Here is a 23,267-nt window from a genome sequence, read left to right on the forward strand (position 1 = left end):
TGACGCTCGAAAAACTCCCCAGCGATTTCCCCCCCTCGTCCGCACTTGAGAAGTTTTATCGTTTATCCTTGCAATGATTTGTTGCATATAGCGAGGAACACTTCGGATGATGATCCGCGATAACCGTCTCAAAACATCCCTTCTGCGCGGCCTGAGCCTCACCCTGCTCAGCCTGACCCTGCTCTCGCCCGCCGCCTATTCTGCCGACAAGATCGCCCTGACCTTGTACAACGGCCAACACAAGGAAGTCGGCGATGAACTCGCCAAAGCCTTTGAAGCCAAGACCGGCATTCACGTCAACGTGCGCAAAGGCAGCAGCAATCAGTTGGCCAGCCAGGTCGTCGAAGAAGGTGACCGCTCCCCCGCCGACGTGATCTATACCGAAGAATCGCCGCCGCTGAACAAACTCGGCGAGCAAGGCTTGCTGGCGAAGATCGATGCCAGCACCCTCGACGTGCTGCCCAAGGATTACGTCGGTCGTAATGGTGATTGGATGGGCGTGACTGCACGCACCCGCGTCGTGGCGTTCAATCCAAAACTGATTGCTGAAAAGGACCTGCCCAAATCCGTCCTGGATTTCGCCGGCCCCGAGTGGCAAGGCAAGGTTGGCTTCGTGCCCACCAGCGGTGCCTTCCAGGAACAAGCCGTGGCGATCATCAAACTGCACGGTCGCGAAGCCGCCGAAGAGTGGCTGACCGGCCTGCGCGCCTTCGGCAAGGTGTACAGCAACAATATGGTCGCCCTCAAGGCCGTTGAAAATGGCGAAGTGGCCACCGTGCTGGTGAACAACTATTACTGGTTTGCCCTGAAAAAGGAAAAAACCAACCTGGACTCCCAACTGCACTACTTCACCGATGGCGATGCTGGCGGCCTGATCACCGTATCCTCCGCTGCCGCACTGAAATCCAGCAAACACCCCAAAGAAGCTCAGCAACTGCTGGCATTCATGGCCAGTGAAGAAGGCCAGCGCGTGATCACCAACACCTCGGCCGAGTACCCGCTGCGCAAGGGCATGCAATCCAACCGTGGCCTCAAGCCCTTCAGCGAGCTGCAGCCGCCGAAAGTCACCCCAGCCGACCTTGGCAACGCCGAGGAAGCGCTGGAGCTGGAACGTGATGTTGGCTTGAACTGATGACCGCCTCGCTAACGGCCGGGGCATTCAGCCCACGGCGCAAACGGCCGTCGATCTGGCTGTTGCTGCCGGTACTGCTGCTAGTGGGCCTGAGCCTGCTGCCGCTGGCGTATGTCGGGCTCAAGGCCTGGCAAGCGGGCTGGGCAGAGGCGGTGCATCTGCTGTGGCGGCCTTATGTGTTTGGCCTGCTGCGCAACACCCTCGCGCTGATGGTCGGCGTGACCGTGACCTGTGGTGTGATCGGCCTGTCCCTGGCTTGGCTACTGGAACGCAGCAACCTGCCGGGACGAAGGATCTGGGGCGTAATCCTGTGCCTGCCGTTTGCGGTACCTGCGTTTGTCAGCAGCTTTACCTGGGTGTCCCTGAGCGCGAGCTTCGAAGGGCTCGGTGGCGCGATTCTGGTGATGAGTCTGTCCAAGTACCCGCTGGTATTTCTACCGGTGGCAGCAACCTTGCGCAACCTTGACCCGTCCCTGGAAGAGTCCGCGCGCACCCTGGGACTGAATCGCTGGGGCGTGTTCTTTCGCGTCACCTTACCGCTGCTATGGCCGTCGCTATTGGCCGGGGCACTCCTGATAGCCCTGCACATGCTGGTGGAGTTCGGGGCCTTGTCGATCATCGGCCTGCAAACCTTTACCACCGCGATCTACCAGCAATTCGAACTGGAATTCAGCAACGACAATGCCGCGATGCTCTCGGCGGTGTTGCTGGTGATGTGCCTGACCTTGCTGTGGCTGGAGTTGCGCGTGCGTGGCAAAGGCCGACACGTGCGCATTGGCCAGGGCGCGGCGCGACATGCCGAGCAGGTCCGGCTGGGCAAGTGGGCACCATTGGGGCAGGTGTATTGCCTGGCGCTGGCGATCATTGGCAGCGGCATTCCACTGGGGATGCTCGGTTATTGGTTGGCCGTCGGATCTTCCGCCGCGTTTCCACTGGCTGAAATTGGCGAGGCGTTGCTCTCCTCACTTGCCTTGTCGCTGGGAGGCGCGGCGTTGTGCCTGGTACTGGCGGTGCCCGTAGGTTTGCTGGTGGTGCGCTACAAAGGCCAGTTGGCACTGTGGGCCGAACGCCTGCCTTACCTGCTACACGCCCTGCCCGGCCTGGTGATTGCACTGACACTGGTGTATTTCGCGCTGCATTACGTGCCCGCGCTGTACCAGACCTCGGCGTTGTTGCTGATCGCTTATGCGTTGCTGTTTTTGCCATTGGCCCAGGCGCCGATTCGTACGGCCTTGAACAAAGCGGCACCACAACTGGAGGAGGCGGCGCGCACGTTGGGCGCTTCGTCGTTCAGTGCGTTTTGCCGAGTGACGTTGCCGATTATCTTCCCGGCGTTAGGGGCGGCATTTGCGCTGGTGTTTCTGGATGCGATGAAGGAATTGACGGCGACTTTGCTTCTGAGCCCGACCGGGTTGAATACCTTGGCGACGGCCGTGTGGGCGCATACTTCGAATGTGGAGTTTGCGGCGGCGGCACCGTATGCAGCGTTGTTGATATTGGTGTCGGGGTTGCCGGTGTATCTACTTACGACTCGGATGTATCTGAGTCGCTGAGACCGCTATCGGGGGCAAGTCGAATCGTCGCACCGCCCCTCCCACATTTGAATGTGTTCGCAAATCAAGTGTGGGAGGGGGCTTGCTCCCGATGAGGCCGGTATGGACACCACTAAGCCCGGAACTGCCCCAGGCTCGCCTTCAACTGCGCCGCCAACCCATCCAGCACCTTGCCACTGGCCGTCGTCTCCACCACAGCCTGCGCCGCACGCTCGGCCTGGGCATGGATCACTTCCACCCGCCCACGCACCGCATGGGCGCCCTGAGCCTGGTGCTCAGCCGCACGCGTCGCCAGACCAATCGCGGCGTGCACCTGCTCCACCGACGCTTGTACTGTCTGCTGCAAACGCACACTGTCGCGCAACACCAGCAAGCCCTCATTGGCCTGGCGGCCAGCCTTGCCGATTGTTTCCACCGCCTCACGCGCGCCCTGTTGCAACGCCACGATATGCGCCTGGATGTCGCCTGTGGAGCTTTGGGTCTTGCTGGCCAGCGCACGCACTTCGTCCGCCACCACCGCAAAGCCACGTCCAGTCTCGCCCGCCCGCGCCGCTTCGATAGCCGCATTCAGGGCAAGCAAATTGGTTTGCTCGGCGATACCGTGGATCACGGTGAGCACGACTTCGATCTGCTCGCTTTGCTGCGCCAGCCGCTCAATTACCTGGGAGCCAGCCTGCACCTGCCCCGCCAACGCCTCGATCAAGCTGCCGACCTCAGCCGAGGTGCGCGAGTTCTCATCCGTGGCCTGGCGAATATCCACCACCTGCTGCAAGGCCGCTTGCATGGCGTGACTTTCGGCCTGGGCCTCGTCAGCCATTTGCGAAAGTGCGCGCAAGCTCTCTGCAACCTCGTCGCGCTGCAAACCCGCTGCCGCGTCGGCGCCCGCATTACGCAATGTCATGGCGCCGATTTCCACACCGGTACGCTGGGCCACATCGCCCGCCTCACGCACGATGGGCTGCAACTTATCCACAAAGCGATTGACCGCCGAAGCCATATCACCGATTTCGTCCTTGCTGTTGATCTGCACACGCTTGGTGAGGTCGCCCTCGCCTGCCGCCAGGTCGTCCATGGCGGCAATAAGCAGCTTGAGACGATTGACCACGCGCCGGCCCAACACAACAGCGAGCAACAGCAATACGCCAAGCCCCACCAATGCCAGGCCCATGCCGATACGCCAACGCAGGGCGCCCGCCGCTTCTTGCACGGCGCTGGAGGTGTTTGCAGTCATTTGGGTGGCAGTTGCCTGTGCCGACTGCAGCCTGGCGCCCATGGCGCTGGCACTATCAGCCGCCGCCCCCTGGAGGCTATCGCCCACCAGTTGATCACCGCTGGCGATCAGCGCGGCAAAGCGCTTATCCAATGCTTGCAGGTCGGCCTCAACCGCGACGGTCGACACGCCCATGCGCACCTTGCCGATTTCCACACCATTTGGGCTGATGGAGGCTTCGACGTAGTACACCGACGGGTCTGTCTTGGCCGCGTTCAGCACTTTATCGAGGGCACGCTCACCCGCGCCCTTTGCCAGCAACGCCTGGTTGATCGGGTTATCACGGTTCAGATAACGCGTCAGGTGCTCACCCGCGGCGTCGTCATACACGACGAACAACACGTTGGGATTGCGTTGGGCACGCCGGGCAAATTCCGAGAGTGTTGGCACATCGCTGTCCCACATGGCGCGGGGCGCGACCGAGGCCAGCAACTGCGCCATGTCATTGGCGGAGTCCTTCAGGTCTTTTTCCAGGGTCGCACGCAGTTGCTTCTGCTCTTCCTGCAGACGCGTGGAAAGCCCGGCTGTCAGGCGCTGGCGCGTGCTGGAGGACAAGCTGTCGAGGCTGGACATGACCTCCTTGCCGGCCTGGGCCAATTCGCCAGACAGTTTCTGACTATCGATGCCCAGACGATTACCCAAATCAGCTTCCAGCGCGGTCACGGTGCTCCGCGTCAGCGCGACGGCAACCAGCACTTGCACCAAAAGGGCGATACCAAGGGTAACGAACACCGGCCGCAACAGACGGCTTTGTAACAACGAGAGAACGGCAGACACTGGAAACCCCTCCACCACGGGTGCCACTAATTTGATAGCACCTCGAAAGGGGGAAACACAGCAAGGGTCGTGCCGTTTGCCAGGCAGAAACGACAAAGGGCTCCCGAAGGAGCCCTTTGCTTTTTACATCAACACTTTATTAAGCGAACGGGTGACGCAGAACGATGGTCTCGTTGCGGTCCGGGCCGGTCGAAATAATGTCGATCGGTGCACCGATCAGCTCTTCCACACGCTTGATGTAAGCGCGGGCGTTGGCTGGCAGTTCTTCCAGGGTCTTGGCGCCCACGGTCGATTCGGTCCAACCTGGCACTTCTTCGTACACAGGCTGCAGGCCCACGTAGCTGTCAGCGTCGGTCGGGGCAACGTCGTTGCCTTGCGCGTCTTTGTAGCCGACGCAGATGTTGATGGCTTCCAGGCCGTCGAGTACGTCCAGCTTGGTCAGGCAAATGCCCGAAATGCTGTTCACATCGATAGCGCGACGCAGGATAACGGCGTCGAACCAACCGCAACGACGAGCACGGCCAGTGGTGGCGCCGAATTCGTGACCTTGCTTGGCCAGGTGCGCGCCAACGTCGTCGAACAGCTCAGTCGGGAACGGACCCGAGCCTACACGGGTGGTGTAAGCCTTGGTGATGCCCAGGATGTAGTCCAGGAACATCGGACCAACGCCTGAACCTGTGGCAACGCCGCCAGCAGTGGTGTTGGAGCTGGTCACGTACGGGTAGGTGCCGTGGTCGATGTCCAGCAACGAGCCCTGGGCGCCTTCGAACATGATGTCTTTGCCGGCGCGACGCAGGTCGTGCAGCTCGGCGGTCACGTCCAGCATCAGCGGCTTGAGCAGCTCTGCGTATTCCTTGCACTCGGCCAGGGTCTTGTCGAACTCGATGGCAGGCTCTTTGTAGTAACCCACCAGCATGAAGTTGTGGTAATCCACCAGTTCACGCAGCTTGTCTTCAAAGCGCGGCATGTTGAGCAGGTCGCCCACACGCAGGCCACGACGCGCAACCTTGTCTTCATAGGCCGGACCGATGCCGCGACCGGTAGTGCCGATCTTCAGCTCGCCACGGGCCTTTTCACGGGCCTGGTCCAGTGCAACGTGGAAGGACAGGATCAGCGGGCAGGACGGGCTGATGCGCAGGCGCTCGCGCACCGGTACGCCTTTCTCTTCCAGCTTGGTGATCTCGCGCAGCAAGGCGTCAGGTGCAACTACCACGCCGTTGCCGATCAGGCACTGCACGCCTTCGCGCAGTACGCCCGACGGAATCAGGTGCAAGACGGTTTTTTCGCCATCGATGACCAGGGTGTGGCCAGCGTTGTGGCCACCCTGGTAGCGCACTACGGCGGCAGCATGTTCGGTCAGCAGATCAACGATCTTGCCTTTGCCCTCATCACCCCATTGGGTGCCCAGGACTACGACATTCTTACCCATAACACTTGTCCTCATTCGCGCAAACTTGGTGCCGGCGATGGCCGGCAGGAAAACTCAAGAAGCCAGTGGCGATACTTGCCAAAGCCCGTTCTGCTGAATCAATTGCCGGTCGCAGTCCGCTTCACGGGCGGCGGCCAATGGCTGCCCAGGCAAGGCCTGGACCACACGCTGACCCTCACTGCGTAACTGGCAAACCTGCTGCCAGAGCGCCGCGTCCGTACTGTCGGGCATCCAGATGCCACCAGACGGCAGCTCGACCTCAGCACGCCCCAGGGTCACCAGGGTTTTCAAATCGGTGGAAAAACCAGTGGCCGGACGCGCGCGACCGAAGTCGGCGCCGATATCGTCGTAACGACCACCTTGGGCGATGGCCTGGCCAACACCCGGGACAAATACCGCGAACACCACACCGGTGTGGTAGTGGTAGCCGCGCAACTCGCCCAGATCAAAATACAGCGGCAGCTGCGGGAACCGCGCCGACAAGCGTTCGGCAATCGCCAGCACGTCATCCAGTGCCGCCAATACCGGCGCCGGCGCATTGGCCAGGCGCTCACGCGCAGCCACCAGCACTTCACGACCACCGCACAGGTCCACCAGCGCACGCAGCATACCGGCCAGTTCAGCCGGCACACCCTCGGTCAGAGCGATCACTTCGTCGATCGCCTTGCGCTGCAGGGCATCGAACAACTGTTGCTCCACCTCACCGGACAAGCCGGCCGCACGGGCCAGGCCACGATAGATACCGACGTGGCCCAGGTCCATGTGGACATCCGGCACGTCAGCCAGTTGCAGCATGGCCAGCATCAGGCTGATCACTTCAACGTCGCTGCTCGGGCTGGCATCGCCGTACAACTCGGCACCCAACTGGATCGGGCTGCGCGAAGACGACAAGGCTCGCGGTTGGGCATGCAACACGCTGCCGGCGTAGCACAGGCGGCTCGGACCTTCGCGGCGCAGGGTGTGCGCGTCGATGCGCGCCACTTGCGGCGTGATGTCGGCACGGAACCCCATTTGCCGGCCCGATTGCGGGTCGATCACCTTGAAGGTGCGCAGATCCAGGTCCTGGCCCGCGCCGGTCAGCAGGGATTCCAGGTACTCGATATGGGGAGTCACGACAAACTCGTAACCCCAGCTCTGGAACAGATCCAACACCTGGCGACGCGCTACTTCAATGCGCGCAGCTTCTGGTGGCAGTACTTCTTCGATGCCATCTGGCAGCAGCCAGCGGTCTACCGTTGCCATTACGCCATTCCCCTTTGATCCGGGCGGCCAGCCCTCGGCCGAGCCTTGAGTGAAGCAGAAAATACCCGCCTCCTGCATAAACCACGCGCAAGAGCGACGTGACGAACGGCCTGCAAACGGCCTCGTCGGGCACTTTCCTCGAAAAACCTGTCACGCCTGCCGAATCAAACATGCAGACGCAAAAAAGCCGGGAATTTCCCGGCTGCCGCATCATACACCCGTTTTCTGAAAGGATCACCCCGCCAGGCATTTTAGCCGCCCGACGGAGTGCCCCCTACAGAATCACAGGCCTGTTACTTGGACTTTTCCAGGTAGCGGAAGAAGTCGCTGCTTGGGTCCAGCACCAGTACGTCGGTTTTGTTCGCGAAGCTTTCACGGTAGGCACGCAGGCTACGGTAGAACGCGTAGAACTCCTGGTCCTGGCCGTAAGCCTTGGCGTAGATCGCCGCCGCTTGAGCATCACCATCACCGCGGGCCTCTTCAGACTCACGATAGGCCTCTGCCAGCAGGACTCGGCGCTGACGGTCAGCATCGGCGCGGATACCTTCAGCCAGCTCGTTACCCTTGGCACGGTGCTCACGAGCTTCACGCTCACGCTCGGTGCTCATACGTTCGAACACGCTGCGGTTCACTTCCTTGGGCAGGTCAATGGCCTTGACCCGGACATCGACGACTTCGATACCCAGCTCTTTTTCCGCCATGGTGTTCAGCGAACGGGTGATATCCGCCATCAGCGCATCACGTTCACCAGAAACCACCTCATGCAGGGTGCGCTTACCAAACTGGTCACGCAGGCCCGATTCCAGACGACGGGACAAACGCTCGTCGGCAATCTGCTTGAGGCCGGAGGTCGCGGTGTAGAAGCGCTCGGCATCCTTGACGCGCCACTTGGCGTAGGCGTCAACCATCACGGCTTTCTTTTCCAGGGTCAGGAAGCGCTGTGTCGGTGCATCCAGGGTCATCAGGCGGGCGTCGAACTTGCGCACCTGGTTGACGTAGGGGACTTTCACATGCAGGCCTGGCTGGACATCCGCCTGGACCACGCGACCGAATTGCAGCAGCACCGCACGCTCGGTCTGAGCCACGATGTAGAAGCAGTTCCAGGCAGCGATGACCACGACGACGCCCACAATCAGGGCGGTCAGCGATTTATTGCTCATCAACGACTCTCCCTGGTACGTGTTTGCTGTTGCAGCAAGTCAGCGGCCGCACGGGCGCTCGCTTCGTTGGCAGCGGCATTCGAACCGGTGGACGGTGCGCTGGTGCCGCTACGACCACTTTCGATCATCTTGTCCAGCGGCAGGTACAGCAGGTTGTTCTGCCCACCCTTGTTGCCGGTCACGAGAACCTTGCTGGTGTTGCTGAAAACTTCCTGCATGGTGTCCAGGTACAGACGCTCACGCGTGACTTCCGGCGCCTTGCGGTACTCGGCAACCAGCTTGGTAAAGCGATCTGCCTCACCCTTGGCGCGCGAGACCACTTCGTCGCGATAACCGTTGGCATCTTCAAGGATGCGCTGGGCCTGACCACGGGCTTCCGGCACAACGCCGTTGGCATAGGTTTCAGCCTGGTTGCGCGAACGCTGCTCGTCTTCACGGGCGCGGATCACATCGTCAAACGCTTCCTGCACTTCACGCGGTGCCGCGGCGCTCTGTACGTTCACCTGAGTGACAGTGATACCGGTGCGGTAGGTATCGAGGAACCGTTGCAGGCGCTCCTTGATTTCACTGGCCATCAATTCACGACCTTCGGTCAGCACCTGGTCCATGGCGGTGGAACCCACCACATGGCGCAGGGCACTTTCGGTTGCGTGTTGCAGGCTGATCTCCGGCTGATCAACGTTCAGCACGAAATCCTGCAGGTTGCTGATCTTGTACTGCACGGTCAGCGGCACTTCGACGATGTTCTCGTCTTCGGTCAGCATCTGGCCCTGCTTGGTGTACGCACGCTCACGCGTGACGTTTTCCATGTACTTCTTGTCGATCGGCGGGAAATAGATGTTCAGGCCCGGCCCGACAGTCTCGTAGTACTTGCCGAAGCGCAGCACCACGGCTTGCTCCTGCTCGTCCACCACGTAGACCGCGCTGTACAGCCATACGGCCGCGAGCACGACAAGACCCAGGCCCAGCAGGCCGTAGCCGCCGCCCTTGCTGGTGCGACCGCCGTCGTCACCGCCACGTTTTTTTCCACCACCGAACAACCCATTCAGGCTTTCCTGCAGCTTTCGGAAGGCCTCGTCGAGATCCGGTGGCCCCTTGCGGTCGCCATTATTGCGGCGCTTACCACCCCAAGGATCCTGATTATTCGAGTTGCCACCCGGCTCATTCCAAGCCATAGCGCTCTCCATCTGATAAAGCAAAGACGCACCCACGGCGCGCCGACCAATGCTACAGAATGCCTGCTACTGCGGCACAACCGCTTTCTCAGGCTTTTATTGCAAAGTGTGTTGTTCGATGAACTCCGCCGGCACAACACCCTCGCGACTGACCAGTCGATTGAGCTCCGAGCGTGGCAATCGAACGGCCAGCAAGCTGACACCTTCTTCGTCGTGTTCTTCTTTCTGTACCGCACCCAGTTCGAAAAACTGTGCCCGCAGTCGAGCAAAACGCTGCGGCAAGCGCAAGGTGCCGACAAACAAATCGCTGCCCAGCAGTTCGGCAATTGCTTGCTCAAGCAGGTCCAAACCACTGCCATCACGCGCCGACAGCCAGACCCGCTGGGGCTTGCCGTTTTCGTCACGCTGGATTTGTGGCTCAACACCTTCAAGCAAATCGAGTTTGTTATAGACCTCGAGGATCGGCAAGTCCTGGGCACCAATCTCGCCCAGCACCACCATGACCTGTTCAATCTGCAACATGCGATCCGGTTCGGCCGCATCGATCACGTGCAGCAGCAGGTCGGAATTGCTCGACTCTTCGAGCGTAGACCGAAATGCCTCGACCAGCTTGTGCGGCAAGTGACGAATGAAACCCACGGTATCGGCCAGGACAATCGGCCCCAGGTCGTCTATGTCCAGACGGCGCAAGGTCGGGTCGAGGGTGGCGAACAGTTGGTCGGCCGCGTACACGTCCGATTTCGTCACGTTGTTGAACAGCGTGGACTTGCCGGCGTTGGTATAGCCCACCAGGGACACGGTAGGGATATCCGCACGGGAACGGCCACGGCGCGATTGTTCGCGCTGGCTGCGGACTTTTTCCAGGCGGCCCTTGATCTGGCGCAGGCGAACCCGCAGCAGACGCCGGTCGGTTTCCAGCTGGGTTTCACCCGGACCGCGCATACCGATGCCGCCACCTTGACGCTCAAGGTGAGTCCAGCCGCGAACCAGGCGGGTGCTCATGTGATCAAGCTGAGCCAGTTCGACCTGGAGCTTGCCTTCATGGGTACGGGCGCGCTGGGCGAAAATATCGAGAATCAGGCCGGTACGGTCGATCACGCGACACTCGAAAACACGTTCGAGGTTACGTTCCTGACTGGGCGTGAGGGTGTGATTGAAGATCACCAGATCGGCTTCTTCAGCGTGAACCAGGTCGCGCAGTTCCTCGACCTTGCCGCTGCCGATCAGGTATTTGGCGGTTGGCCGATGACGCGGCACGTTAAAAAACGCAACGGTCTCGGCGCCGGCCGAATTTGCCAACTCCTGAAACTCCTGCGGATCTTCGCGCGCCTCAGGGTCCTGTCCATCCAAGTGAACGAGGATTACTCGCTCACCACCACCGTGGCGCTCAAAGAACAAAGGAGACTCCTATCAGGCGTTACCTGGCTCAGCGTCACCCTGTTCATCACCTGCTGCGCTAGGCAGACGGATTGGACGAACTGGAACGACTGTCGAGATAGCGTGTTTGTAGACCATCTGGCTGACGGTGTTTTTCAGCAGGATCACGAACTGGTCGAACGACTCGATCGTGCCTTGCAACTTGATACCGTTGACCAGATAGATGGAAACCCCAACTTTCTCTTTACGTAAAGTATTCAAGTAAGGGTCTTGTAGCGAATGCCCTTTTGACATGTGCCGCACTCCTTTAAGGATCAATAATAAAAAATCGGAAAATAGATAGCTTATGGCCGTCACACCCCCAAGGATAGACGGCAATTGCAAGGACTCAGCTCAATATGGAGACCGTTCCCAAGTATTTCAAGGCGCGTGACAGATTGTCGCTGTCCAGGCTGTCCAACCAGTGCAAATCGCTCCAGCTGCGCAGCCAGGTGAACTGGCGCTTCGCCAATTGGCGCGTGGCGATGATGCCGCGCTCCTGCATTTCGGCTGACGTCAGCTTGCCATCCAGATGATCCCAGACTTGGCGATAGCCTACAGCACGTATCGAAGGCAGCCCGGCATGCAGGTCACCTCTTGAACGCAGTGCTACGACCTCGTCCACAAACCCCTGTTCCAACATAATTGTGAATCTTTGTGCAATTCGTTCATGCAGCACCTGGCGATTTGCCGGAGCGATGGCCAGATTCGCCACAGTATAGGGCAATTGTGACTGTCCAGATGCGCCTGCATCAGCACTTTGCGCACTTTGTTTGCGCCGGTGTTCAGTCATGGTCTGGCCGCTGACACGCCAAACTTCCAGGGCACGGGTAAGGCGCTGGGGATCATTGGGGTGGATGCGCGCTGCGGACACGGGGTCCACCGCTGCCAACTGGTCGTGCAGGGCTTGCCAGCCAAGGCGTACAGCCTCTTCTTCGAGTTCGGCGCGCACCTGGGCATCGGCAGGCGGCATATCGGCCAGCCCCTCCTGCAATGCCTTGTAGTAGAGCATGGTGCCACCCACCAGCAGCGGGATATTACCGCGCGCGGTGATCTCGGCCATGGCCGCCAGGGCATCGGTGCGAAAATCCGCAGCCGAATAGCTCTGCGCCGGGTCGATGATGTCGATCAATTTATGCGGATATTGGGCCAATAGCGCTTTGGACGGCTTGGCCGTGCCGATATCCATGTCCCGGTAAACCAGGGCAGAGTCGACACTGATCAACTCGCAGGGCAACACCTTGGTCAGCTCGATGGCCAGGTCCGTCTTGCCGGCGGCCGTGGGGCCCATCAGGAAGATCGCGGGGGGCAAGGCGCTCATCAACGGCCGCGCAAGAACAGTTTGTCCAGATCGTCCAGGCCCATTTGGGTCCAGGTCGGTCGGCCATGGTTGCACTGGCCGCTGCGCTCGGTGTTTTCCATGTCACGCAGCAGGCCGTTCATTTCCGGCAGGGCCAGGCGGCGATTGGCGCGGATGGCGCCGTGGCAGGCCATGGTGCCGAGCAATTCGTTGATATGCGCCTGGATACGGTCGCTGGTGCCGTATTCCATCAGGTCTGCCAGCACGTCGGCCACCAGGCGGTTGGCTTCGGCCTGTTTGAGCAGCGCGGGAATCTGACGGATCGCCAGGGTTTCCGGGCCCAGGCGTTGTAGCTCAAAACCCAGCTTCTGGAACACGCTGTGGTGTTCTTCGGCGCAATCGGCCTCTCGCTGGCTCACGGCCAGGGACTCCGGCACCAGCAGCGGCTGACCGCTGAGGCCTTCGCTGGCCATGGCGATCTTCAGGCGTTCGTACATGATCCGCTCATGGGCGGCATGCATGTCCACCAGCACCAGGCCATGGGCGTTTTCCGCAAGGATGTAGATGCCCTTGAGCTGCGCCAGGGCATAGCCCAGCGGCGGGATATCACCGCCGCCTTCCGGCAACGAGGGAGCAGCACCCGGCTCGGCACCCGGCAGCGGCGCGAAAAACTCCCGGTAAGCCGCCTGGGCCTCAGCCACCGGCACCGTCGACTGCGGACGCGGTGTGTATTGGTACTGGTAACCCGCACCGGCACCCGAGTTTGGCGCCGTGTAGGCTGGCTGCGACGGCGTCGATTGCAGCAGGTTGGCCGCCAGGCTCATTTCACCTTGCGGACCGAACTCACCGGCCTCAGGACCGCTCGGGCGCACCACCGCCGTGACAATCGGCGCTGACAGTTGATCATCCGGGCGCACATCGCCCAAGGCGCGGTGCAGCGTGCCATACAGGAAGTCATGCACCATGCGCCCGTCCCGGAAGCGTACTTCGTGCTTGGTCGGGTGCACGTTGACGTCGACCACCGACGGGTCGACCTCGAAGAACAGCACAAACGTGGGGTGCCGGCCGTTGAACAGCACGTCGCGATAAGCCTGGCGCACCGCGTGGGCTACCAGCTTGTCGCGAACCGCACGGCCATTCACAAAGAAGTACTGCAAGTCGGCCTGGCTACGGGAGAACGTCGGCAACCCCACCCAACCCCACAACCTCAGGCCATTGCGCTCGATTTCAATCGGCAGCGCCTGCTCCAGGAAACCGCTGCCGCACACGGCTGCCACACGTCGTGCGCGGGCGGCGTCGTCGTTGGCTTCGTGCAGACTGAGGATGGTCTTGCCGTTGTGGCGCAGGTGAAACGCCACATCGAAACGGGCCAGGGCCAGGCGCTTGATGACTTCTTGCAGGTGATCGAATTCGGTTTTCTCGGCCTTGAGGAATTTGCGCCGCGCCGGGGTGTTGAAGAACAGGTCGCGCACCTCCACCGAAGTGCCCACCGGGTGTGCAGCCGGCTGGACCCGAGGCGCCATGTCGCGGCCTTCGGTTTCCACTTGCCAGGCTTGCTCGGCGTCGCGGGTGCGGGAGGTCAGGGTCAGGCGCGCCACGGAACTGATGGAGGCCAGGGCTTCACCGCGAAAACCCAGGCTCATGACCCGCTCAAGGTCTTCCAGATCACGGATCTTGCTGGTGGCGTGACGGGCCAGAGCCAGCGGCAGATCATCGGAGGAGATGCCGCTGCCGTCATCACGTACCCGCAGCAACTTGACGCCGCCCTGCTCCACGTCGACATCGATGCGCCTGGCACCAGAGTCGATGCTGTTTTCCAGCAGCTCCTTGATCACCGACGCAGGGCGCTCGACCACCTCACCCGCAGCAATCTGGTTAGCCAGGCGCGGGCTGAGCAATTCGATGCGCGAGCCGCTGTTCAACAAGGATTCGCTCATTACTGTGCCGCCAATTCAGTGCCGGGAATGGTCAACACCTGGCCGATCTTCAACTCATCGGTTTTCAGGTTATTGGCGCTGCGCAAGGCCGCAGGCGTGACCTGGAAACGTACCGCCAGCATGGCAACGGTGTCGCCGGGCTGCACACGATGGTCACGCGGGCCCTGGGCGATTTTGCCGGAATCGCGTAGCCAGGCGATATAAGTGCCCGGTGGTGGGTTCTGCTGGAAGAACTGGCGCACGCCCGCACTGATGGAGCGCGCCAGCGCTTGCTGGTGGCTGGCGCTGGCCAGCTTGGAGGCCTCGTTGGCGTTGGAGATAAACCCGGTTTCCACCAGGATCGACGGGATGTCCGGCGACTTCAACACCATGAACCCGGCTTGTTCCACCCGCTGTTTATGCAGCGACGTCACACGACCGATATTGCTCAGGACTTTCTGGCCAACGTTAAGGCTGGAGGTCAGCGAGGCGGTCATCGACAGGTCGAGCAGCACACCGGCGAGCATCTTGTCCTTGTCATCGAGGGACACGTTGCCGGCCCCGCCGATCAAGTCGGAGCGGTTTTCACTGTCGGCCAGCCAGCGGGCGGTCTCGGACGTGGCACCGCGATCCGACAGGGCAAATACCGAGGCACCAAATGCAGCAGTTGAAGGCGCGGCGTCGGCGTGAATGGACACGAACAGGTCAGCGCCCTTCTTGCGCGCAATTTCGGTACGGCCACGCAACGGAATGAAGTAGTCACCGGTGCGGGTCAGCTCGGCGCGGTAGCCTTTCATGCCGTTGACCTGGCGTTGCAGCTCGCGAGCGATGGCCAGTACCACGTCTTTCTCATGCTGGCCGCGTGAGCCGGAAGCCCCCGGATCTTCACCACCGTGGCCGGCGTCGATCACCACGATAATGTCGCGCTTGCCTGCCGGCGCGGGCGGCGGCGGTGGCAATTTGACCTGGGGTTGCGACGGGTTGACCGGCACCGCAGGCACGGTAGCCACGCTTGGCGTCGGCGCAGGCGGTGGTGCCGCGTCGGCGGGGTTGTCGAACAGGTCGACCACCAGTCGGTTACCGTATTGGGCGTTGGGCGCCAGGGAGAAGCTCTTTGGCGTCACGGCCTTTTTCAGGTCGATGACCACGCGCAAGTCGGTCGGCGTACGCTGGGCCGAGCGCATGGCGGTAATCGGGGTATTGGCGGTAGACACCTTCAGCGGCGCGGCCAGGCTCGCACCGTTGATGTCGATCACCAGGCGATCAGGCGCCGTCAGGGTAAAGACGCTGTGCTGGACCGGGCCAGACAGGTCGAACACCAGTCGCGTGTTATCCGGCGCTCGCCACAGGCGAACGCTCTTTACCTGTGAAGCAGCCAGAGCATTGACAGTCATTGCCGCAAGCAACACCCCCACGACAGCAACCAACGCGCGAAAGCGCATACCTAACCCCACCAATTTTATTTGAATTCCAATGCCAGAGCGGTGCACCACGCTTCAGCGCGCACGCTCTGGGGCAACAACTTCAGCTGACGTCCGTGCTCATGCGGCGTAATGGTAATGGTCATGTCTGGCTTTGGCAAAAAGCCTGTGCCTTTATCTGGCCATTCGATCAGGCACAGCGCATCTTCATCGAAGTAATCACGGATGCCCATGTACTCCAGTTCCTCTGGATCTACCAGGCGATAAAGATCGAAGTGGAAAGCACGCACGTCGCCGATCTCGTAGGGCTCGACCAACGTAAAGGTCGGGCTTTTTACCGCGCCGGTATGGCCCAGGCCGCGAATAATCCCCCGGGACAATGTGGTTTTGCCTGCGCCGAGATCGCCTTCGAGAAAGATCAACCCTGCCCCTTGCGTGACCTGCGAAAGACGCTGCCCCAACGCGACCATGGCCTCTTCATCTGCCAGGAAAAGAATTACTTCAGGCACGGCGACTGCTCCTCCAGCAATTGACGAATGGCAGGGATCAGGTCGCTGGCAGCCAGCCCCCGACCAAAACTGCCCTGGCGGTCGCCAGCGGTAGCGTGCAACCACACGGCCAGGCAGCTTGCCTCGTACGCGGGCATACCCTGAGCCAATAGCGCGCCGACCAGACCAGCCAAGACATCCCCAAGCCCCGCCGTCGCCATCGCCGGGTGGCCTTGATCACAACGGGCAAGCCGTCCATCCGGGCTGGCAATCAAACTGCCAGCACCCTTGAGGATAGCCACTGCATTGAATTTTTGGCTCAACGCGCGCGCCACATTAAGGCGATCGGCCTGAACCTCGGCTGTCGATAGCCCCAACAAACGCGCAGCTTCGCCCGGATGAGGCGTAATCACACAGTTGGCCGGCAGCTCGACGCTGCCAGTGGCCAGTTGATTGAGCGCGTCGGCGTCCCACACCTGCGGCTGGCGGGCATTGGCCGCGACCGACAACAGGCTTTTGCCCCAAGCGGCATCGCCCAGGCCTGGGCCAATGACGATCACCGAGATTTTTTCCAGCAGGCCCATCAACTGGTTGGCCGAGCTCACGCCGACAGCCATGACTTCCGGCAGCCGGGCCAGAGCGGCTGGCACATGTTCCGGTCGAGTTGCCAGCGAGACCATGCCGGCGCCACCGCGCAGGGCACTTTCGGTGCTCAGCAGCGCCGCACCGCCAAAGCCACGGTCACCACCGATGACCAGCAGGTGGCCGAACTGGCCCTTATGGGCGTCCGGAGAACGCGCAGCCAGTTGCGGCAAATGGCCGGGCAACAACAGCTGAACGTCGGTAATTGGGTGTTTTGTCTGAGGCATGCGTCTTCAAGCTCCGATGTCTGGCAGAATTATACGCATCTAACCTGTGGTTTCCCGTGTCTCATGCCTGCTATTACCTCCGATTTGCCCGCCCTCGCCCAATCGATCAAAGACTGGGGCCGCGAGCTGGGCTTTCAACAAGTCGGCATCAGTGGCCTGGACCTGGCTGAGCATGAACAGCACCTGCAACGCTGGCTCGACGCGGGCTACCACGGCGAGATGGACTACATGGGCGCCCACGGCAGCAAACGCTCCCATCCCGATGAACTGGTACCCGGCACCTTGCGCGTGGTGTCACTGCGCATGGACTACCTGCCCGGCGACACCCAGATGGCGCAACTGCTGGGCCAGCCGGAAAAAGCCTATATCTCGCGCTACGCCCTGGGCCGCGACTACCACAAGCTGATCCGCAAGCGCGTGCAGCAGCTGGCCGACCGCATCCAGGCGCAGATCGGGCCGTTCGGCTTTCGCGCCTTTGTCGACAGCGCGCCGGTCCTGGAAAAAGCCATCGCCGAACAAGCCGGACTGGGCTGGATCGGTAAAAACACCCTTGTGCTCAACCGCAAGGCCGGCAGTTATTTCTTCTTGAGCGAACTGTTTGTCGATTTACCGTTGCCGGTGGACCCACCCCACACTACCGAGCACTGCGGCCGTTGCACGGCGTGCCTGGACATCTGCCCCACCAACGCCTTCGTCGGCCCTTACGTGCTGGATGCCCGGCGCTGCATTTCCTACCTGACCATAGAGCTAAAGAGCGCCATTCCCGAGGACCTGCGCCCACTGATCGGCAACCGCGTCTTTGGCTGCGATGACTGTCAGATCGTTTGTCCATGGAATCGTTTCGCTCGACCCACTGCCGAAAGCGATTTCAAGCCCAGGCACAACCTGGATAACGCCGAGTTAGCCGAACTATTTATGTGGGACGAGGATAAATTCCTCAGCAGCACCGAGGGCTCCCCCCTGCGCCGCGCCGGTTACGAGCGCTGGTTACGCAATCTGGCGGTGGGCCTGGGCAATGCGCCGTCAAGCATTCCGGTATTGGAAGCCTTGAAGGCGCGGCGGGACTACCCCTCAGAGCTGGTTCGCGAGCATGTGGAATGGGCGCTGAACCAGCACGCGGCCCGCTAGTGTACGTCGTCGTTGTAGACGAACTTGGGCATTTCCCAGTGAAAACGGATCGCCAGCAGGCGCAATAGAAAGCCGCTGAACAGCGTCAACAGAATCGCCTGTTCGCTCGGCAGTTCCAGATACAGGCACAGCAAGTAGAACCAGGCGGCCAGGAACGACACGCTGGCGTACAACTCGCGGCGGAAGATCAGCGGAATGTCGTTACAGAAGATATCCCGCAGGATGCCGCCGAATACGCCGGTGATGACCCCGCTGACGGACGCCACCAACATGCCGTGACCCATTTCCAGGGCGGTCATGCAGCCGATCAGGGTGAATGCCACCAACCCCAAGGCGTCCAGCGCCAAAAACAGTGAGCGCAGGCGGCGCATCAGCGGCGCGATAAAGATCGTCACCAGCGCCGCGACGGAGGTCAGCACCAGGTACTCCGGGTGCTTGACCCAGGTCAGCGGGTAGTGGCCGAGCAGCACATCGCGCACCGAACCACCGCCCAGGGCCGTCACGCAGGCGATGAGCACCACGCCAAACCAGTCCATGCCGCGCCGACCGGCGGACAAGGCGCCGGTCATGGCTTCGGCGGTGATGGCGATGAGGTAGAGCATCAACAGCATGATGGCGATCCTTGCAGGGAGGCCGGCAGTCTAATCATTTGCTGATGGCACCAAAAGGGGGCAAACGCTCTCCAACACTTGGATTTGCAAACCCATTCAAGTGTTGGAGGGGGCTTGCTCCCGATGAGGGAGTGTCAGTCAATGCATCTGGGGCTGACACAACGCCATCGGGAGCAAGCCCCCTCCCACATGTTCAGCAGTCGCCCGTTTTCAAGCCTTGATGAAATGCTTGCGGTAATGCTGCAACTCGGCGATCGACTCACGAATATCATCCAACGCCAGGTGCGTGCTGCCTTTATGGAAGCTGTCTTTGACTTCCGGCGCCCAACGCGCAGCCAGCTCTTTAAGCGTCGATACGTCCAGGTTGCGATAGTGGAAGTAGCTCTCCAGCGCCTTCATATGCGTATAAAGGAAGCGACGGTCCTGGCAGATGCTGTTGCCGCAGATCGGCGACTTGCCCTTGGGCACCCATTTTTCCAGGAATGCGATGGTTTCGGCTTCGGCTTCGGCCATGCTGATGCGGCTGTCGCGCACACGCTGGGTCAGCCCGGAGTTACCGTGGGTGCGGGTGTTCCACTCATCCATGGTGGCGAGCACGGCGTCGCTGTGGTGGATGGCGATCACCGGACCTTCGGCCAAGGTGTTGAGGTTGCTGTCGGTAACAATCGTCGCCATCTCGATGATGACGTCGCTGTCGGGGTTCAGACCGGTCATTTCCAGATCGATCCAAATCAGGTTCTGTGGGTTTTGCATGGCTTGATTCTCTTGGCACCTTGGCGTAGCTGCGCAGTTTAGCAGGCGGGGCCGTGCTAGACTCGCGACCGTTTTACCCAACTTTTGCATTATCGACACGGAACACCAATGGCCAAACGCCAGCTCAACCGTCGCCAAAACTGGCGCATCGAAAAGATTCAAGGTGAACGCGCAGCGCGTGCCGCCAAACGTGAATCCTCCGCCGTGGAAGCGCTCGAGGGCGGCGACCTGGGCCCCGAACAAACGGGCCTGGTGATCGCGCACTTTGGTGTGCAAGTCGAAGTCGAGGCGCTGGAAGGCGAACTCGCAGGCTCGGTGTCCCGTTGCCACCTGCGCGCCAACCTGCCTGCGCTGGTGACCGGCGACAAAGTCGTGTGGCGCGCCGGCAACCAGGGCATCGGCGTGATCGTCGCCCAGTTGCCGCGTAGCACCGAACTGCGTCGCCCCGACAGCCGTGGCCAGCTCAAGCCGGTGGCAGCCAACGTCGACATGATTGTGATCGTGTTCGCACCGTTGCCCGAGCCCCATGCCAACCTGATCGACCGCTACCTGGTCGCGGCCGAACACGCCGGCATCCGCCCGCTGTTGCTGTTGAACAAATTCGACCTGATCGACGAGCAAAACGCCCCGGCGCTCAATGCGTTGCTGGCGGTCTATCGCACCCTGGGCTACCCGGTGCTGGAAGTGTCGGCCCATCACGGCAACGGCATGGAACAGCTGCAACAGCAGCTGGACGGGCGCATCAGCGTGTTTGTCGGCCAGTCTGGCGTGGGCAAGTCATCGCTGGTCAACAGCCTGTTGCCGGAAGTCGATACCCGCGTGGGGCCACTGTCGGAACTGTCCGGCCAGGGCACTCACACCACCACTACCGCGCGGTTGTTCCACTTCCCCGGCGGCGGCGAGCTGATCGACTCCCCGGGCATCCGTGAATTCGGCTTGGGCCACGTCAGCCGCAGCGATGTGGAGGCGGGCTTTATCGAGTTCAACGACCTGATCGGCACCTGCCGCTTCCGCGACTGCAAACACGACCGCGAGCCGGGCTGTGCATTGCTCAAGGCCCTGGAAGATGGCCGCGTGCAACAGCAGCGGATGAACAGCTATCGGTCGATTATTGCGAGCTTGCCTGAGAGCAGTTATTGACGGTCAATTTCTTGATACACATAAACCACGGCGCTGAACGCCCTAGCCCATTGATTTAACAGGAGCGGGAATCAAGAATCCGGATCAACTGGGTGGCTCATACACACAAGCCAGCTTGTATTCAGATTTCCTGATGCCCATAATTGCTCCGTCACCAGCGAAAGCTGGCAGGAGTCTGGATCCTTTTCGGGGTTGATCCAGCGGCGCAGAAGGGGCGAAGCAAGCTCCGCTGCGTGTCGAATGAAGCCGCCTTCGGGCGGCTTTGCTTTTTGTGGGGAATTAACATTGGCTCTCTACTATCACCCCAAACAAGGCGACGTGCTGCTGTGTGACTTCACACGAGGTTTTGTTGCACCGGAAATGCTGAAAATCCGCAAGGTTGTCCCACGCCTGTGCGCCGACGACATGCGAGGCGTAGTTAATGGTGTCAAAGCCTACCTGCCACTCTGACCGCCAATGAAAACGCCCCGAATGATTCGGGGCGTTTTGGTTTCTGCTGTAGAGAGATAAGTTACGAGGCCGGCGCAGGCACCGTAGGATCCTTCATCCCACCGTCATCAAACAGGTTCAGCTTCTGCCGCAACTCATGGGCCGGCAGTGGTTCCTGCTCAGGCGGCAGTGCGTTGGGGTCGGCCGGCACTTCGCCAGGGGCACCATCGCCCTGAGTCGGTACCGGTGGCGGTGGCTGGTCGCCTTCAATCGCACGCTGGGCCTTTTTGGTCAGCACCACGATATCGATACGGCGGTTGACCGGGTTGAACGGGTCTTTGGGATCAAATAACTGCGATGAGGCAAAGCCCACCACCCGTGCCACTTGTGGGTCCGGATAGCTGCCGGCCACCAGCGCACGGCGGGCGGCGTTGGCGCGGTTGGCCGAGAGTTCCCAGTTGCCGAAGTCGCCCTGGCCCGCGTAGGGCTTGGCGTCGGTATGGCCGCTGATGCTGATCTTGTTCGGTACCGCCTTGATGGTGTCGGCCATGGCCAGCAGGATGTCTTCAAAGTACGGCTTCAAGCGCGCACTGCCGGAATCGAACATCGGCCGGTTGGCGGCGTCCGTGATCTGGATGCGCAGCCCTTCGGGCGTGATCTCGAACGAAATCTGGTCCTTGAACTTCAGCAGTTGCGGGTTTTCCTCAACCTTGGTCTGCAACTCCTGCAGCAACAGTTCCAGGCGTTCCTGCTCGACCTGCTCGGCCATGGTTTCGACGGTATCGCGCTCAATCGGGATTTTTTCCTGGGGCGACTCAGTTTGCACTTCCGGGTTGATGGTGCGCTCTGGCGCCAGTTGCGGTGAACCGCCCAGATCGATGACAAATGGCGTACCGCTTTCCGAAAAGCCAATCGGGTCTTTGAAGTAACCGGCGATGGCGATCTTCTGTTCCGGTGTGGCGGTGGACATCAGCCACAGCACCAGGAAGAACGCCATCATCGCCGTGGCAAAGTCGGCAAACGCGATTTTCCAGGCACCACCATGGTGCCCCGCAGCGAAGCGCTTGACGCGCTTGATGATGATCGGCTGGTTGTTTTCCATGGCTTAGCGACCGCGAACCGCTTGTTCCAGCTCGGAGAAACTTGGGCGATGCTTGGGGTACAGCACCTTGCGCCCGAACTCCACGGCCAGCGATGGCGGCATCCCCGATGCCGAAGCCACCAGGCACGCCTTGATCGCTTCGTAGAGGTTGACCTCTTCCTTGGCATCGTGGGCCAGGGAAGTAGCGAGCGGGCCGAAGAAGCCATAGGCCGCGAGAATACCGAAGAAGGTACCCACCAGCGCCGCACCCACGTGCATGCCGATGGCCGCTTGATCGCCCTCGCCCAAGGACGCCATGGTCACCACGATACCCAGCACCGCCGCGACAATACCGAAACCGGGCATGCCATCGGCGATGCCGGTCACGGCATGGGAAGGATGCTCCAGCTCTTCCTTGAGGCTGAACAACTCCATGTCGAACAGGCCTTCCAGCTCGTGGGGAGCCATGTTGCCGGAGGACATGATGCGCAGGTAGTCACAGATATAAGCGGTCATGCGCTCATCTTTGAGCACGGCCGGGTACTTGGCGAAAATCGGGCTGGCGGCGGCGTCTTCGATGTCGCCTTCGATCGCCATCATGCCTTCGCGGCGGCTCTTGTTGAGGATCTCGTAGATCAGCCCCAGCACTTCCAGATAGAAGGTGTGGGAAAAACGCGAACTGAACATGCCCAGCGATTTCTTGATCACGTGCATGGTCATGTAGCCGGGGTTGGCCTGCAAGAATGCGCCAAACGCGGCGCCGCCGATGATCAGCACTTCGAAAGGTTGGATCAATGCGGCGATTTTACCGTGGGAGAGGACGTACCCTCCGAGCACACTTGCGATGACGACAATGATGCCGATAATTTTAGCCATAGGAGATGGGTACTTGCGCCGTCGGGTTCATGGACATAGTGGGTGCAGCAGAAAACTCTTGTTCTACTTATCGGCAAAACTGCGCCAGACTATAGCCCGTT

Annotated in this window: 21 protein-coding genes; 5 read left to right on the forward strand and 16 right to left on the reverse strand. The window is 60.9% G+C overall.

Features of this window, described 5'->3' with window-relative positions:
• Nucleotides 1-106 precede the first annotated feature (106 nt).
• Entirely contained in the window at nucleotides 107-1,132 is a 1,026-nt protein-coding gene (locus E4P01_RS22805) for an iron ABC transporter substrate-binding protein (RefSeq protein WP_032878194.1), read from the forward strand.
• Entirely contained in the window at nucleotides 1,132-2,685 is a 1,554-nt protein-coding gene (locus E4P01_RS22810; protein ID WP_216090659.1) for an iron ABC transporter permease, read from the forward strand. The genes E4P01_RS22805 and E4P01_RS22810 overlap by 1 nt, the downstream gene beginning before the upstream one ends.
• A gap of 112 nt (nucleotides 2,686-2,797) precedes the next feature.
• Here the strand turns inward: E4P01_RS22810 and E4P01_RS22815 are convergent, their stop codons facing one another.
• The 12 genes from E4P01_RS22815 to E4P01_RS22870 all read right to left on the reverse strand — a co-directional run bounded on the left by E4P01_RS22815 (nucleotide 2,798) and on the right by E4P01_RS22870 (nucleotide 17,148).
• Nucleotides 2,798-4,732 (reverse strand): methyl-accepting chemotaxis protein, encoded by a 1,935-nt coding sequence (locus tag E4P01_RS22815; protein ID WP_216090658.1) that lies wholly within the window; start codon nucleotides 4,730-4,732, stop codon nucleotides 2,798-2,800.
• A 139-nt stretch (nucleotides 4,733-4,871) separates the two neighbouring features.
• Nucleotides 4,872-6,161, reverse strand: coding sequence for an adenylosuccinate synthase (locus E4P01_RS22820; RefSeq protein WP_005784238.1), 1,290 nt, complete (start codon nucleotides 6,159-6,161; stop codon nucleotides 4,872-4,874).
• 54 nt (nucleotides 6,162-6,215) lie between these two features.
• Complete coding sequence (locus E4P01_RS22825) at nucleotides 6,216-7,403, reverse strand: ATP phosphoribosyltransferase regulatory subunit (protein WP_032878199.1); 1,188 nt, start codon at nucleotides 7,401-7,403, stop codon at nucleotides 6,216-6,218.
• A gap of 293 nt (nucleotides 7,404-7,696) precedes the next feature.
• Nucleotides 7,697-8,563, reverse strand: a complete 867-nt coding sequence (hflC, locus tag E4P01_RS22830) for a protease modulator HflC (protein WP_003188064.1) — start codon at nucleotides 8,561-8,563, stop codon at nucleotides 7,697-7,699.
• A complete protein-coding gene (hflK, locus tag E4P01_RS22835) occupies nucleotides 8,563-9,738 on the reverse strand; it encodes an FtsH protease activity modulator HflK (RefSeq protein WP_005784234.1) in 1,176 nt (391 codons plus the stop codon). Before hflK ends, hflC begins: the two co-directional genes overlap by 1 nt.
• A 96-nt stretch (nucleotides 9,739-9,834) precedes the next feature.
• Entirely contained in the window at nucleotides 9,835-11,136 is a 1,302-nt protein-coding gene (hflX, locus tag E4P01_RS22840; RefSeq protein WP_032878202.1) for a ribosome rescue GTPase HflX, read from the reverse strand.
• A gap of 12 nt (nucleotides 11,137-11,148) precedes the next feature.
• The gene (gene hfq / locus E4P01_RS22845; RefSeq protein ID WP_003188059.1) at nucleotides 11,149-11,409 is read right to left on the reverse strand and encodes an RNA chaperone Hfq; all 261 of its coding nucleotides are present in this window, start codon (nucleotides 11,407-11,409) and stop codon (nucleotides 11,149-11,151) included.
• 94 nt (nucleotides 11,410-11,503) lie between these two features.
• A complete protein-coding gene (gene miaA / locus E4P01_RS22850; RefSeq protein ID WP_078820143.1) occupies nucleotides 11,504-12,475 on the reverse strand; it encodes a tRNA (adenosine(37)-N6)-dimethylallyltransferase MiaA in 972 nt (323 codons plus the stop codon).
• Nucleotides 12,475-14,376: a DNA mismatch repair endonuclease MutL gene (gene mutL, locus E4P01_RS22855; protein ID WP_164699556.1), complete on the reverse strand. Its 1,902-nt coding sequence runs from the start codon at nucleotides 14,374-14,376 to the stop codon at nucleotides 12,475-12,477. Before mutL ends, miaA begins: the two co-directional genes overlap by 1 nt.
• Nucleotides 14,377-14,390: 14 nt before the next feature.
• Complete coding sequence (locus tag E4P01_RS22860) at nucleotides 14,391-15,812, reverse strand: N-acetylmuramoyl-L-alanine amidase (protein ID WP_032878208.1); 1,422 nt, start codon at nucleotides 15,810-15,812, stop codon at nucleotides 14,391-14,393.
• Between the two features lie 17 nt (nucleotides 15,813-15,829).
• Nucleotides 15,830-16,300: a tRNA (adenosine(37)-N6)-threonylcarbamoyltransferase complex ATPase subunit type 1 TsaE gene (tsaE, locus tag E4P01_RS22865; protein WP_032878210.1), complete on the reverse strand. Its 471-nt coding sequence runs from the start codon at nucleotides 16,298-16,300 to the stop codon at nucleotides 15,830-15,832.
• Nucleotides 16,288-17,148: an NAD(P)H-hydrate dehydratase gene (locus E4P01_RS22870; RefSeq protein WP_032878212.1), complete on the reverse strand. Its 861-nt coding sequence runs from the start codon at nucleotides 17,146-17,148 to the stop codon at nucleotides 16,288-16,290. Before E4P01_RS22870 ends, tsaE begins: the two co-directional genes overlap by 13 nt.
• 63 nt (nucleotides 17,149-17,211) lie before the next feature.
• Between E4P01_RS22870 and queG the strand changes: the two genes are divergently transcribed.
• Nucleotides 17,212-18,276, forward strand: coding sequence for a tRNA epoxyqueuosine(34) reductase QueG (queG, locus tag E4P01_RS22875; RefSeq protein ID WP_005784221.1), 1,065 nt, complete (start codon nucleotides 17,212-17,214; stop codon nucleotides 18,274-18,276).
• On the opposite strand, the gene E4P01_RS22880 is transcribed toward queG, so the two are convergent.
• The gene (locus E4P01_RS22880) at nucleotides 18,273-18,890 is read right to left on the reverse strand and encodes a trimeric intracellular cation channel family protein (protein WP_172833454.1); all 618 of its coding nucleotides are present in this window, start codon (nucleotides 18,888-18,890) and stop codon (nucleotides 18,273-18,275) included. The genes queG and E4P01_RS22880 overlap by 4 nt on opposite strands.
• A gap of 207 nt (nucleotides 18,891-19,097) precedes the next feature.
• A complete protein-coding gene (orn, locus tag E4P01_RS22885; protein WP_005784217.1) occupies nucleotides 19,098-19,640 on the reverse strand; it encodes an oligoribonuclease in 543 nt (180 codons plus the stop codon).
• Between the two features lie 108 nt (nucleotides 19,641-19,748).
• Here orn and rsgA point away from each other — a divergent pair, with 108 nt between their 5' ends.
• Entirely contained in the window at nucleotides 19,749-20,780 is a 1,032-nt protein-coding gene (gene rsgA / locus E4P01_RS22890) for a small ribosomal subunit biogenesis GTPase RsgA (protein ID WP_005784215.1), read from the forward strand.
• A gap of 240 nt (nucleotides 20,781-21,020) precedes the next feature.
• Nucleotides 21,021-21,230 carry a hypothetical protein gene (locus tag E4P01_RS22895; protein WP_078820139.1) on the forward strand — a complete coding sequence of 70 codons (210 nt, stop codon included), beginning with the start codon at nucleotides 21,021-21,023 and terminating at the stop codon, nucleotides 21,228-21,230.
• Nucleotides 21,231-21,291: 61 nt separating this feature from the next.
• On the opposite strand, the gene motB is transcribed toward E4P01_RS22895, so the two are convergent.
• Both motB and motA read right to left on the reverse strand, forming a co-directional pair.
• The gene (motB, locus tag E4P01_RS22900; RefSeq protein WP_032878216.1) at nucleotides 21,292-22,311 is read right to left on the reverse strand and encodes a flagellar motor protein MotB; all 1,020 of its coding nucleotides are present in this window, start codon (nucleotides 22,309-22,311) and stop codon (nucleotides 21,292-21,294) included.
• A 3-nt stretch (nucleotides 22,312-22,314) separates the two neighbouring features.
• Entirely contained in the window at nucleotides 22,315-23,166 is an 852-nt protein-coding gene (motA, locus tag E4P01_RS22905) for a flagellar motor stator protein MotA (protein WP_005784209.1), read from the reverse strand.
• Nucleotides 23,167-23,267 lie beyond the last annotated feature (101 nt).

Source organism: Pseudomonas sp. NCIMB 10586, from assembly GCF_023127895.1.
GTDB lineage: Bacteria > Pseudomonadota > Gammaproteobacteria > Pseudomonadales > Pseudomonadaceae > Aquipseudomonas > Aquipseudomonas synxantha_A.

Excerpts from the sequence above, each read along its gene's own strand:
- E4P01_RS22870 (WP_032878212.1), bottom strand. The coding sequence starts at position 17,148 with ATGCCTCAGACAAAACACCCAATTACCGACGTTCAGCTGTTGTTGCCC.
- hflC (WP_003188064.1), bottom strand. The coding sequence starts at position 8,563 with ATGAGCAATAAATCGCTGACCGCCCTGATTGTGGGCGTCGTCGTGGTC.
- rsgA (WP_005784215.1), top strand. The coding sequence starts at position 19,749 with ATGGCCAAACGCCAGCTCAACCGTCGCCAAAACTGGCGCATCGAAAAG.
- motB (WP_032878216.1), bottom strand. The coding sequence starts at position 22,311 with ATGGAAAACAACCAGCCGATCATCATCAAGCGCGTCAAGCGCTTCGCT.
- hfq (WP_003188059.1), bottom strand. The coding sequence starts at position 11,409 with ATGTCAAAAGGGCATTCGCTACAAGACCCTTACTTGAATACTTTACGT.
- E4P01_RS22810 (WP_216090659.1), top strand. The coding sequence starts at position 1,132 with ATGACCGCCTCGCTAACGGCCGGGGCATTCAGCCCACGGCGCAAACGG.
- E4P01_RS22820 (WP_005784238.1), bottom strand. The coding sequence starts at position 6,161 with ATGGGTAAGAATGTCGTAGTCCTGGGCACCCAATGGGGTGATGAGGGC.
- queG (WP_005784221.1), top strand. The coding sequence starts at position 17,212 with ATGCCTGCTATTACCTCCGATTTGCCCGCCCTCGCCCAATCGATCAAA.
- miaA (WP_078820143.1), bottom strand. The coding sequence starts at position 12,475 with ATGAGCGCCTTGCCCCCCGCGATCTTCCTGATGGGCCCCACGGCCGCC.
- E4P01_RS22860 (WP_032878208.1), bottom strand. The coding sequence starts at position 15,812 with ATGCGCTTTCGCGCGTTGGTTGCTGTCGTGGGGGTGTTGCTTGCGGCA.
- orn (WP_005784217.1), bottom strand. The coding sequence starts at position 19,640 with ATGCAAAACCCACAGAACCTGATTTGGATCGATCTGGAAATGACCGGT.
- hflK (WP_005784234.1), bottom strand. The coding sequence starts at position 9,738 with ATGGCTTGGAATGAGCCGGGTGGCAACTCGAATAATCAGGATCCTTGG.
- E4P01_RS22825 (WP_032878199.1), bottom strand. The coding sequence starts at position 7,403 with ATGGCAACGGTAGACCGCTGGCTGCTGCCAGATGGCATCGAAGAAGTA.
- E4P01_RS22805 (WP_032878194.1), top strand. The coding sequence starts at position 107 with ATGATGATCCGCGATAACCGTCTCAAAACATCCCTTCTGCGCGGCCTG.
- E4P01_RS22895 (WP_078820139.1), top strand. The coding sequence starts at position 21,021 with ATGAAGCCGCCTTCGGGCGGCTTTGCTTTTTGTGGGGAATTAACATTG.
- motA (WP_005784209.1), bottom strand. The coding sequence starts at position 23,166 with ATGGCTAAAATTATCGGCATCATTGTCGTCATCGCAAGTGTGCTCGGA.